Genomic DNA, 11,257 nt, shown 5'->3' with positions numbered 1-11,257 from the left:
GCCGCGGGAACGGGCGGTTATCACTCTTCGTTATCTGGCCGACCTGACGGAGGCCGCGACGGCCTACGAACTGGGGATTGCGGTCGGCACCGTCAAGTCAACCACTGCCCGCGCGCTGAACAAGATGCGCGTGGTCGACCTCGAGACGATTGGAGCCTGACATGGACACTCGAGACCTGAGAAACCTGCTCCACAACCAGTCCAGCGACACATCCCTCAACTCGCAGGGCATGTGGGAGTACGCCCGCCAGCGGCGGAGCGCCCGGCAGCGGATCGCCGCCGTCACCGCGGTGGCGGTGTTCGCCGTCGGCGCCGGGGTGGGCGCGCTGTACCTCAACGGGTTGTCGTCCCGGCACAGCCCGGACGTCCTGACGGTGCCGAGCGTGAAGCCGTCGGAGGTGCCGAGCGCCGCTCCCGAAGGGGCCCCGTCATCGACGCCGAGCACGGCCTCCACCGAAGCCACCACCGGTTCGGAGCCGACCACTTCGACCGGCGAGGCCCCGCCGAAGCCGGGGGAGGAGCCGAAGTGTGTGCTGCCGATGCCGCAGTCCTGGCATGCGGCCTTCGAGGCCGAGCCGGCCTTCGACGACGAGGACACGGTCGCTCTCCTCGCTCCGGCCGTGCGGCTGAGGTCGGTGACCACCGGGGAGGAGACCGCGACGCTCAGCGTGGAGTCCACGCAGGATGGCGAGACCGTCATCGACGAGAACGTGGACATCTCACGCGGGCAGCCGAGAACCGATGGCCGATTCGTGGTGTACCAGAGGCCCGGCAACCAGATCATGGTCTGGGACCGTCAGGCGGGGGCCGCCAGCCAACCCGTCGAGATCCCCGGGGTCTCCGAGGCGACCACCACCTACGGCGTCTCGATGGGGCAGTTGTGGGTGACGGTCGGGAAGGTCACCCCGAACAGCGGCGATCCGACCTTCTACGATGCGAGGCTCTACCACGTGGACCTCAAGGCCGGCACCCAGGCGACACTCGTCCTCGAGAACCAGACCTTCGAACCCCTGCCCCCGGTGAACGGCGACGGTCAGGTCGGCTTCGTGGACAAGGGTGCCGTGTTCATCGATCCCGACGGCAGGATGACGCCGGTGCTCGAGGGAGACGTCGACCGGTCCGTGATGGATCGTGACGGTGACCTGACGGTTCTGGTGGAGAGTGGCGAGACCGGCGGGGTCTTCCTGCACCACCCGAGCTGGGGCGAACCGGTCCAGATGAAGAACTGGTGGATCGACACCTACGGCGGCCTGGCCGGCGACTGGATGGTTCCCGAGGCCCGCCGGATCCACAACCTCCGCACCCAGGCGACGCTCGAGGACACGTCGCAGGACAACGTCCAGTACAACATCGTCTGGGGCGAGACCGCGATGCTGGTGCGGACGACCCAGGCGCAGGACGGGTCGAACGGGGTGTCGGCGATCGCGCTGTCCGACCTCCCGCAGGAGGACCTCACCTGCAAGTGAGACACTCACCCACGCCCCGGCCGCTCAGGCCAGGGCGTGGGTGAGCGCCATGGTGAGGCGTTGCAGATTCACCCGACGGTCCACGCTCACCTTGATGAACCCCGGGGAGGTCCACAGATTCACCTCGGAGGCAAGGTTCATCGGCCCCGGATCCCGGATCGACCAGGCGTTGACCGCGGCATGGGGCAGGGAGAACATCTCGGTCCTGTTCCCGGTCATGCCCTGTGCGTCACGGACGATGAACCGCCGATCCGTGAACACCGTCCAGTCCCGATAGCCGCGGTAGGCGAGCCTCGGCTGTTCCCCCGGGGCCAGGAACTGTCCGATCTCGGAGGGGACGGGGATCTCCGCGACGAAAACCCAGATCCGAAGAGGGGCATCACTCATGTCGGACAGGGTAGAAGCGGGTGGGCTCACTGTGTCGGTAGTCTTGGATCTTCGACGATGAAAGGCGGGCCGATGCTCAAGGGACGCAGCTTCACCAAGGAGACCGACCTCACCCCTGAGGAGTGGAGTTGGCTCATCGACATGGCAGCCGAGCTCAAGGCGGAGCGTCGGTCGGGCCGGGAGGGGCAGCGCCTGTTCGGCAAACGGATCGCCCTGTTGTTCGAGAAGACCTCCACCCGGACCCGCTGCGCCTTCGAGGTCGCGATGATGGAACAGGGTGGTCACAGCACCTACCTCGACCCGGCCGGGTCGCAGATCGGGCACAAGGAGTCGGCGGCGGACACGGCCCGTGTGCTGGGACGCTGGTACGACGGGATCGAGTACCGCGGGTTCGCGCAGGACACCGTCGAGACGCTGGCCGCCCACGCAGGCGTTCCGGTGTGGAACGGCCTCACCGACGCCTGGCACCCCACCCAGATGCTCGCCGACCAGCTCACCATGCGGGAGCACTCCGGGAAACCGTTGGCGGAGACGTCGTGGGCCTTCGTCGGTGATGTCCGCAACAACATGGGCAACTCCAACCTCGTCTCCGCTGCGATGGTGGGTGCGGACATCCGGCTCGTCGCCCCGAAAGAGCTCCAGACCGTCGACGAGGTGCGTGCCCGGGCGGAGGAGATCGCCGCGATGACGGGGGCGCGGATCACGATCACCGATGACGTCGCCGAGGGGGTCGCCGGGGTCGACTTCATCCACACCGACGTGTGGCTGTCGCTGGGGGAGCCGAAGGAGCTGTGGGCGGAACGGATCGAGTTGCTGCGCCCCTACCAGGTGGATGCGGCGATGCTCGCGGCATCGGGGAATCCCGAGGTGCGGTTCATGCACTGCCTCCCTGCGTTCCACGACCTCAACACGACGGTGGGACGCGAGGTCCACGAGGTCACGGGTCTGGAGGCGCTGGAGGTGACCGACGAGGTGTTCGAGTCCCCGGCGAGCATCGTCTTCGATCAGGCGGAGAACCGGATGCACACCATCAAGGCGTTGCTGGTCGCGACCCTCGCCGACTGAGGGGACGCCATGGGTGGCCCGAGGCGTGGCGGCGGGGTGTTCCGGAAGCCGCCGCTGAGCTCGTCGGAGTTGATCGACCTCATGATCGAGCGCGGCCTGGAGGTCGCCGACCGTGACGCCGCCGCCCGCACCCTGTTCCTCATCGGCTACTACCGGTTGCAGCCGTACTCGCGGGGCTTCGAGATGCCCGGCACGGGACACCGCTACCGGGAGGGGGTGAGTTTCGAGGACCTCCTCGACCGGTACACCTTCGACCGGAGGCTCCGGCTGCTCGTCCTCGACGGTTTGGCGCGCATCGAGGTGGCGTACCGGTCGGCGCTCAGCGAGGTGATGAGTCAGGTCGACGGGGACCCGCACTGGTACCTGAGGTCGACGCTGTTCGGCAACGCCTCCGACCACAAGATCCTGCTGGGCAACGTGCAGCAGGCCGTCGATCAGCCGCATCCCGCGCTGGAGGAGTACCTGACGCGGTACCGCAGCCCCGAGCTGCCGCCGTCGTGGCTCATGGTGGAGGTGCTGAGTCTCGGGCAGCTGTCCCGGGTGTTCCGGGCGCTGCGGAAGTCGGCGCACAAGGAGGCGGTGGCGCAGTCGTTGGGGCTGACGGCGGCGGTTCTGGAGAACTGGCTGGAGTCCTTCGTGAGGGTGCGCAACATCTGCGCCCACCACGAGCGCTTGTGGGACGCAACCCTGCCGAGCCACCCGATGGTGCCGCCGGAGCCGGTCCCGTGGCCCAGGCCGTGGTCGTCGGATCAGGACCGCACCCTGCACGCGGTGGCTGCTGCGGTGGCGTCGCTGCTGCACACCGTCGCGCCGATGGACCGGTGGGGGGAGCGGCTCGTCGAGCTGGTGGCCCCAAGATCCGAGGCGGAGGCGATGGGTTTCCGCGCGGGATGGGTGACCGAGTGGTGGTCGGGGCCCGGTGCCGTCACCCGATGACACCCTGCCCCTTCCGAGCCCCTCGGGTCAGGCCCGGTCGTGGAGGGAGCCGTCGAGATAGTCGGCCAGCAGCTTCATGATGAGCAGGCCGGGTTCGGCATTCCAGTCGGGGATGATGACGTCGGTCCACCACGCGATGCGTGTGGGGGGATCGACGAGGAGGGGACGGGCGTCCCGGTCGTCGTCGAGGGGGCGGGGGGCGTGGAGGTTGAGCCACAGCTCATCCTTGCCGGAGATCAGCGAGACGGGGAAGCCGTCGGAGAGCACACCCCCGTCCGGGACGAACGCGGCGAACGCCGTCCAGATCTTCTCATAGGTCGGCTCGGCCGGGGTGACCATCACTTTCTCGACGGTCATGGGTCAGGCCTTCCGGGTGGGGGCACCACTTGAGCTTCCCCAGCGGGGAGTCGAAACTCTCCGGGGCCAAGGCCGCCCCCAACTCCTCCGAGGCGCCTCGGGTCTGCGCCACCACGCCCTTGACGCCAGCAGGATCAATCCGCCACTCGGTCATGCCCATTCCCTCCCAACGACTTCTCGCGAAGTTTATGGAGTGCCACCCACGCGAAACGGTGACGACCGTGGCCCCTGCCGCGCGGAACCTCGACCCGGCCCGCGAGCCCACCGTCCGGGGAGGGTGGCCGTTCAGCCTTGTCAGCGCGCGACCGCCGTCAGGGCCCGGGCCCGAGCCGACGACGACACCGGAACCCGACAGGCGTGCCCCCTTCGGCCAGAAGGACGACGCCGAGCCGGTCCGGGTCGTCGGGGCGGTGTGGCGGGGGTCCAACAAATCTGCCGCGGGATGTTGTGGGGTTCAGCAACCCGCCACGCTACCTACGCTCGCGTAGGCTACGGAAGCGTAGGCAGGCGATGGGAGAACGATGTCCGACGAGATGGTGCAACTGCTGACCCCCGAGGGGAGGCGCATCGACCACGACCGGTTCCACTGCGAGGCCAGCGTCGATGACCTCCGCACCTGGCTGCGCGACATGGTCCTGGCCAGGCGGTTCGACACCGAGGCGACCGCCCTGCAGCGTCACGGCGAACTGGGGCTCTGGCCGCCCGTCCTCGGCCAGGAAGCCGCGCAGGTCGCCTCCGCCCGCGCCCTCGGCGACCTCGACGTCGTCTTCCCCACCTATCGCGAGCACGCCGCCCTGATCACCCTCGGCCTGCCATGGACCCAGGTGCTGGCCCTGTTCCGGGGCTCGGACTCCGGGGCCTGGGAAGGACTCGAACGCTTCAAGAACTACCAGATCATCATCGGCGCCCAGACCCTCCATGCCACCGGCTACGCCATGGGGCTCCAACTCGACGGACTCGTCGGCAACACCGAGAGTCCCAATGCCGCAGCCATCGCCTACCACGGCGACGGCGCCAGCTCCCAGGGTGACGTCAACGAGGCCTACGTCTTCGCCGCCAGCTACAACGCCCCGGTCGTCTTCTTCTGCCAGAACAACCAGTGGGCCATCTCCGAACCCATCGCCCTCCAGTCCCGCATCCCCCTCTACCAGCGGGCCCACGGCTTCGGCTTCCCCGGCATCCGGGTCGACGGCAACGACGTGCTCGCCGTCCACGCCGTCACCCGCTGGGCCCTCGACCGGGCGCACCGCGGCGACGGCCCCACCTTCATCGAGGCCTTCACCTACCGCATGGGAGCCCACACCACCTCCGACGACCCCACCAAGTACCGGGCCGACGAGGAGACCCGCAGCTGGGCCGGACGCGACCCCATCGCCCGACTCACCGCCCACCTGCGCCAGGAGGGAGCCATCGACGACGCCTGGCTGGCCGCGCTCGACGAGGAGTCCCGCCAGTTCGGGGTCGAGATCCGCGCCGCCATCCCGACGCTGCAGGACCTCACCTTCGACGAACTCTTCGACAACGTCCATGCCGAGAACACCGTCGCGCTCGAGACCCAGCGCCGCGAGTACGCCGACTGGGTCGCTCAGGAGGAAGCATGAGCCAGGAACTCACGCTCGCGAAGGCCATCAACGCGGGCCTGCGCCGCGCCCTCCAGGCCGACCCCAAGGTCCTCCTCGCGGGGGAGGACATCGGGCGGCTCGGGGGAGTGTTCCGGATCACCGAGGGCCTCCAGGCCGAGTTCGGCCCCAACCGGGTCATCGACTCCCCACTCGCCGAATCCGGGATCGTCGGCACCGCCGTCGGCCTCACCCTGCGCGGCTACCGACCCGTCGTCGAGATCCAGTTCGACGGGTTCGTCTACCCGGCCTTCGATCAGATCGTCACCCAGGTCGCCAAGCTCCACTTCCGCACCGCCGGACGGCAGACCATGCCCATGGTCATCCGCATCCCCTACGGCGGCGGGATCGGCGCCGTCGAGCACCACTCCGAATCCCCCGAGGCCTATTTCTGTCACACCCCGGGGCTGAAGGTGGTCTCCCCGGCCACCCCTCACGACGGGTACTGGATGATCCAGCAGGCCATCGCCAGCCCCGACCCCGTCATCTTCCTCGAACCCAAGCGCCGCTACCACAGCCGCGGCACCGTCGCGGCCGAGCGTCGCCCCAGCCCGCTCCACCAGGCGGAGGTGGTGCGCTCCGGCGACCGTGCCACCCTCATCGCGTGGGGGCCCATGGTGCGGACCTGCCTCGACGCGGCCGCCGTCGCCGAGCAGGAGGGCACCCAGCTGGAGGTCATCGACCTGCGCTCCCTCGCCCCCATCGACTGGGTGAGCCTCACCGCCTCCGTGCGACGGACCCGACGCGCCGTCGTCGTCCACGAGGCATCCCGCACCCTCGGCCTCGGCGCGGAGATCGCCGCCCACCTCCACGAGCACCTCTTCTACGAGATGGAGGCCCCGGTCCTGCGGGTCACCGGGTATGACATGCCCTACCCGCCCGCCCGTCTGGAGCAGGAGTTCCTGCCCGGCGTGGACCGGATCCTCGACGCGGTCGACCGGTCACTGCAGCACTGACCCCGAGCACAGGAGACACCCATGAAACGCACATTCCTGCTCCCCGACGTGGGTGAGGGCCTCACCGAGGCGGAGATCGTCGCCTGGCGGGTCACCGTCGGCCAGGAGGTCGAGGTCAACGACGTGCTCGTCGAGATCGAGACCGCGAAATCCCTCGTCGAACTTCCCTCCCCCTGGGCGGGCACCGTCACGGCGCTGCTCGTCGCGGAGGGAACCACCGTCGACGTCGGCTCCGGGATCATCGAGATCGAGGACGGCACCGAGGCGACCCTCGTCGGCTACGGCCCCGCCGACGACGAGGCCCCGCGCACCCGTCGGCGCCGCCGAGCCGCCGTCGGCGGGGAGGGGCGGGGGATCCGCGACGCGGTGGAGGCCGTCTACGAACCCCACCAGCCCTCCCGCCGCCCCGACGACGTCGCCCCGGCCGAACCGGTCCGGGCGGCCCCCGTCGGCGACCCGCTGCCCGAGGCGGGGGAGGCCCCCGTCGAATCCGCCCTCGTCCTGGCCAGCGGCCCCGACGGGGTGCGGGCCAAGCCGCCCGTGAGGCAGTTCGCGAAGGACCTCGGCGTCGACATCCGGCAGGTGGTGGGCACCGGCATCGGCGGCACCGTCACCCGCGACGACGTCAAGGCGGCGTGGGCGTTCCAGCAGGAGCCTCGCAGCGGGACGGTCCTCAACGACGCGGCGAGCTTCGGCGACCACGGTCCGGAGGGGATGGACCAGGCGCGTCGGTCCGGGCGGGGTGAGCGGCGCGTCCCCATCAAGGGGGTGCGGAAGGTCACCGCCGAGGCGATGGTTCGGTCGGTGTCCACCCACGTCCACGTCACCGAGTGGATCACCGTCGACGTCACCGGCACGATGGACTTCGTCGAGACCCTCAAGGGGAGACGTGAGTTCGCGGGGCTGCGGATCTCGCCGCTGCTCGTCTACGCCAAGGCCATCTGCCTCGCCCTGGGGCGCAACCCCGAACTCAACACGTCGTGGGACGACGAGACGGGGGAGATCGTCTTCCACGGTGACGTCAACCTCGGGATAGCCGCGGCGACCCCGCGGGGGCTCATGGTGCCGAACATCAAGGCCGCCCAGGAACTCAGCCTGCTGGAGCTCTGCGGGGCCATCAACCAGCTCGTCGCGGTGTCCCGGGAGGGCAAGCTCCAGCCCGCCGACTATGCCGGAGGCACCTTCACGATCACCAACGTCGGGGTGTTCGGGGTGGATGGTGGCACGCCGATCATCAACGGCGACGAGTCGGCCATCTTCTGCATGGGGGCCATCCAGCGGCGCCCGTGGGTGGTCAGCCAGGGCGGGGTGGAACAGGTCGTGCCGCGGTGGGTGACCACCCTCTCCATCGCCTTCGACCACCGGATCATCGACGGGGAGCAGGGCTCGCGCTTCCTCCACGACGTCGCCGAGATCCTCGCTGAACCGGCCCTGGCGTTGCTGTTCTGAGCGGGCGCGCGGACAGGTGCGGTCACGAACCGCCGCCCTGCTTCGCTTGAAACGTTTCAAGCGTCGTCTCGTGGAAGCAGAGCGGCGGTTCGTGCTCGGTGGGGGCGCTGTGTGGTGGCGTCGTGGGGGTGGACGACGAGGGCGACGGGCAGCCCACGGACGACCCCGCCCACGTCGCGACCCGGGCGGTTCCGGGATAAGGAAAGGGGCCCCGCCGGATCGGCGGGACCCCTCGCGGTTGGGGCCTGCGGTCACTCCTTGTCGGACTCGGAGCGCTTGACCAGCGTGGCGACGCCCTCGATGAGGACGCGGGCCGCGATCGTCAGCGCCACGAACTCGGCCAGGGCAACGAAGACCCCAGCGATTGTGAGGCCGGAGTTGTACTCGCTGAACGCCGCCACCAGACCGAAGACGAGGCGTGCGGCCAGCGCGATGAACACGATGAGGAACGCGGTGCTGGCACCGGACGGCACGACCCGGTTGTTGAGCTTGAAGTCGAACAGGGCCGCGAAGAAGTTCGGCTGACCGGGGACGGCCATCGGCTGCTGGCCCCACTGCTGCTGCGGGGCGCCGTAGGCGGCCTGCTGGCCCCACTGCTGCTGCGGGGGCTGCTGCTGGCTCCAGTCCTGCTGGGGCTGCTGGGCCGGCTGGGCGTTCCAGTCCTGCTGGGGCTGCTGTGCGGGCTGGGTGTTCCAGTCCTGCTGCTGGCCCCAGGTGTTCTGGGAGGAGTGCTCGGGTGCGGAGGACTGGACGGCCCCGGTCCACGTGGTCTGCTCGGTGGCGGGGACGGGCTGCTCGACGTTCCACTCGCCCGAGGCGCTCTGCGGCGACGCCGCGGGCTGCTCGTTCTGCGGGGTGGCGACCGTCGTCCAGTCGTCAGAGGTGGGCTGGGGGGACTGCTGGGCGTTCCAGTCCTGGGAGGGCTGTCCCCAGTCCTGCTGCTGGGTCGGCTGCGCGCCCCATTCCTGGGCGTTGTTCTGCTGGGGCTGCGCGTTCCAATCCTGGGTCGGCTGCGCGCCCCATTCCTGGGCGTTGTTCTGCTGGGGCTGGGCGTTCCAATCCTGGGCGCCGTTCCACTGGTTGTTGGACATGCGTCACATTGTGCCATCCGTCGGCTCGACCCACGGCCATCTCTCGGAGTGCGCAAGGATGGACCCATGACGCCCACCACCCTCCACGTCGACCTCTCGGCGATCGATGCCAACCTCGCGCTGGTGCGTCGCCTCCACCCCGGGAGGGCCGTCCTCCTGCCCGTCAAGGCCAACGCCTACGGACACGGTCTGGTGGCGGTGGCCAGGCACGTCACGGAGCACGACAGCGCCCAGTGGCTGGGGGTTGCCGACGTCTCGGAGGGGGAGATGCTGCGGGCCGCGGGGGTCACCGCCCCCATCCTCAAACTGTCCCCCGTCCTGCCCGAGGACATGGCCCGCGCCGTCACCCTCGACCTCACCCTCGCCGTCGCCACGACCCGGGAGATCGCACTCCTCGACGAGGCCGCACGGGAGGTGGGGACCACTGCGCGTGTCCACCTTAAAGTGGACACCGGGATGCGTAGGGTGGGTGCCGAACCCGACGCCGCCGTCGGGACCGCCCGCGCCGTCGCCCGGGCGACGAATCTTCGCCTCGACGGGGTGTTCACCCACCTACCCGTCTCCGACACGCCCGACGGTGAGGAGTTCACCCGCTCCCAGCTGCGTCGCTTCCTGGCCATCACCGACGACATCCGGGGTGAGGTGGGGGAGGTGCCATGGGTGCATGCGGGGAACTCCGGGGCCATCCTCGGCCATGACCTCACCGGCACCACCCTCGTCAGGCCCGGAATCATGGCCTACGGGTGTCGCGCCGACCTCTCGACCCCATGGCAGGGACTCACCCCCGCAGCGCGCTGGACCTCGCGGCTGTCCTTCCTCAAACGCGTCCGGGCGGGTGAGACCGTCGGCTACGGCCGCACCTGGACCGCCCCCGTCGACACCTGGGTGGGGACGGTCCCCGTCGGCTACGGCGACGGTTACTCGCGGCTCCTCAGCAACCGGGGCCGGATGCTCGTGGGCGGCCGGTCCCGCGCGATCGTCGGACGGGTCTGCATGGACCAGACCATGATCGACCTCGGCCCCACCGAGCCCGCCGTCGAGGTGGGCGACGAGGTGGTCCTCATCGGGGCACAGGGGGGTGAGCGGATCACGGTGGAGGAGGTCGCCGACCTCATGGGCACCATCACCTACGAGACGATGTGCCTCATCACCGCTCGGGTGCCCAGGACCTACTCGACCACCTCGGCGTAAGGGGTGATCCGCGGGCGCCTGGAGATGAACTCCCGCATGGCGTGACGCACGATCGCAGCCGTGGACCAGCCGTCGACGACCGCGCCGACCCCACCGCCGACGAATGGGATGCGCTTGCCGATGAACACCCCGAGCCGTTTTCCGCCCACCTGGTTCATCGCGTTCTCGAACAGGGCCCGGGAGACGCGTTCGTCGAGCTTCGCGTCGAAGGCGGGTGCCGTCGCGACGGCGGCGGGGGAGGTCGGCAACTCGCCGGACTCGATGAGCCGACCGGAGGCGCTCGGGCCGAGCATCACCATGAGGATCGCGGTGCGGACCCGCGGATCGGACAGCTCGTAGCCCCGCAGGTGGGCGATCGCGGCGACCGCCCGGGCCTGGACGAAGATGCTGGCGGCGAGGTTCGCGGGGATCGTCACCAGGGACAGCAGGAACCCGCCCCAGTTCGTCGCGAAGCCCTGCCCGCTGGCCATGACGACGTGCTGGTTCGCCACCCATTTCACGGCCGCCTCCGGGTCGCGGGTGCGTTCCAGGACACTGCGGGCCGCCTTCCTGGCCCCCGGCAGTTTCCCCCTGCCCTCGATGGCGATCTCCAGCACCTGGTGGAAGACATCGGCGGTCAGGCCGTCCGCCAGTTCCAGCGCGTCGTTGTTCCCGGTCACCCCTCTAGGGTGACACAGCCGGGGCCGCCGACCAACGGGGTTCGGGGACGGTTCAGGGAAGGGTCAGGGAACGGGCCCCGC

13 protein-coding genes are annotated in these 11,257 nt (G+C 69.7%); 8 read left to right on the top strand and 5 right to left on the bottom strand.

Features of this window, described 5'->3' with window-relative positions:
* Together EII35_RS09515 and EII35_RS09510 are read left to right on the top strand one after the other, a co-directional pair.
* The coding region (locus EII35_RS09515) for a sigma factor-like helix-turn-helix DNA-binding protein (RefSeq protein WP_312019302.1) at positions 1 to 160 on the top strand (160 nt) is incomplete at its 5' end.
* Position 161: 1 nt separating this feature from the next.
* The gene (locus tag EII35_RS09510) at positions 162 to 1,466 is read left to right on the top strand and encodes a hypothetical protein (protein ID WP_125228236.1); all 1,305 of its coding nucleotides are present in this window, start codon (positions 162 to 164) and stop codon (positions 1,464 to 1,466) included.
* Positions 1,467 to 1,490: 24 nt separating this feature from the next.
* Here the strand turns inward: EII35_RS09510 and EII35_RS09505 are convergent, their stop codons facing one another.
* On the bottom strand, positions 1,491 to 1,853 hold the full coding sequence (locus EII35_RS09505) for a PH domain-containing protein (protein ID WP_125228235.1): 363 nt from the start codon (positions 1,851 to 1,853) through the stop codon (positions 1,491 to 1,493).
* A 72-nt stretch (positions 1,854 to 1,925) separates the two neighbouring features.
* On the opposite strand from EII35_RS09505, the gene argF reads away from it, so the two are divergent.
* Complete coding sequence (gene argF / locus EII35_RS09500; protein ID WP_125228234.1) at positions 1,926 to 2,918, top strand: ornithine carbamoyltransferase; 993 nt, start codon at positions 1,926 to 1,928, stop codon at positions 2,916 to 2,918.
* A 9-nt stretch (positions 2,919 to 2,927) separates the two neighbouring features.
* The gene (locus tag EII35_RS09495) at positions 2,928 to 3,854 is read left to right on the top strand and encodes an Abi family protein (RefSeq protein ID WP_125228233.1); all 927 of its coding nucleotides are present in this window, start codon (positions 2,928 to 2,930) and stop codon (positions 3,852 to 3,854) included.
* A gap of 27 nt (positions 3,855 to 3,881) precedes the next feature.
* Here EII35_RS09495 and EII35_RS09490 read toward each other — a convergent pair whose 3' ends face one another.
* Positions 3,882 to 4,211 (bottom strand): hypothetical protein, encoded by a 330-nt coding sequence (locus EII35_RS09490; protein ID WP_125228232.1) that lies wholly within the window; start codon positions 4,209 to 4,211, stop codon positions 3,882 to 3,884.
* Complete coding sequence (locus EII35_RS09485) at positions 4,165 to 4,365, bottom strand: hypothetical protein (RefSeq protein WP_125228231.1); 201 nt, start codon at positions 4,363 to 4,365, stop codon at positions 4,165 to 4,167. Before EII35_RS09485 ends, EII35_RS09490 begins: the two co-directional genes overlap by 47 nt.
* Positions 4,366 to 4,732: 367 nt before the next feature.
* On the opposite strand from EII35_RS09485, the gene EII35_RS09480 reads away from it, so the two are divergent.
* From EII35_RS09480 to EII35_RS09470, 3 genes are read left to right on the top strand one after another with little or no spacing between them, the layout of a single operon-like run.
* A complete protein-coding gene (locus EII35_RS09480) occupies positions 4,733 to 5,812 on the top strand; it encodes a thiamine pyrophosphate-dependent dehydrogenase E1 component subunit alpha (protein ID WP_125228230.1) in 1,080 nt (359 codons plus the stop codon).
* Positions 5,809 to 6,786 (top strand): alpha-ketoacid dehydrogenase subunit beta, encoded by a 978-nt coding sequence (locus EII35_RS09475; protein ID WP_125228229.1) that lies wholly within the window; start codon positions 5,809 to 5,811, stop codon positions 6,784 to 6,786. Before EII35_RS09480 ends, EII35_RS09475 begins: the two co-directional genes overlap by 4 nt.
* A 21-nt stretch (positions 6,787 to 6,807) precedes the next feature.
* Positions 6,808 to 8,235, top strand: a complete 1,428-nt coding sequence (locus EII35_RS09470) for a dihydrolipoamide acetyltransferase family protein (RefSeq protein WP_125228228.1) — start codon at positions 6,808 to 6,810, stop codon at positions 8,233 to 8,235.
* Positions 8,236 to 8,486: 251 nt separating this feature from the next.
* On the opposite strand, the gene EII35_RS15920 is transcribed toward EII35_RS09470, so the two are convergent.
* Positions 8,487 to 9,326, bottom strand: a complete 840-nt coding sequence (locus EII35_RS15920; protein ID WP_185744252.1) for a hypothetical protein — start codon at positions 9,324 to 9,326, stop codon at positions 8,487 to 8,489.
* A 66-nt stretch (positions 9,327 to 9,392) separates the two neighbouring features.
* Here EII35_RS15920 and alr point away from each other — a divergent pair, with 66 nt between their 5' ends.
* The gene (alr, locus tag EII35_RS09460) at positions 9,393 to 10,517 is read left to right on the top strand and encodes an alanine racemase (RefSeq protein WP_125228227.1); all 1,125 of its coding nucleotides are present in this window, start codon (positions 9,393 to 9,395) and stop codon (positions 10,515 to 10,517) included.
* Here the strand turns inward: alr and EII35_RS09455 are convergent.
* Positions 10,496 to 11,176, bottom strand: a complete 681-nt coding sequence (locus EII35_RS09455) for an EcsC family protein (protein ID WP_260465083.1) — start codon at positions 11,174 to 11,176, stop codon at positions 10,496 to 10,498. The two genes, alr and EII35_RS09455, sit on opposite strands and share 22 nt — an antisense overlap.
* Between the last annotated feature and the right edge of the window lie 81 nt (positions 11,177 to 11,257).

This window comes from Arachnia propionica (genome assembly GCF_003932785.1).
In the GTDB taxonomy this organism is placed as follows: Bacteria; Actinomycetota; Actinomycetes; order Propionibacteriales; family Propionibacteriaceae; genus Arachnia; species Arachnia propionica_B.
Note: the sequence above shows the minus strand (reverse complement) of the source record. Positions and strands in the feature narration are given on the sequence as shown.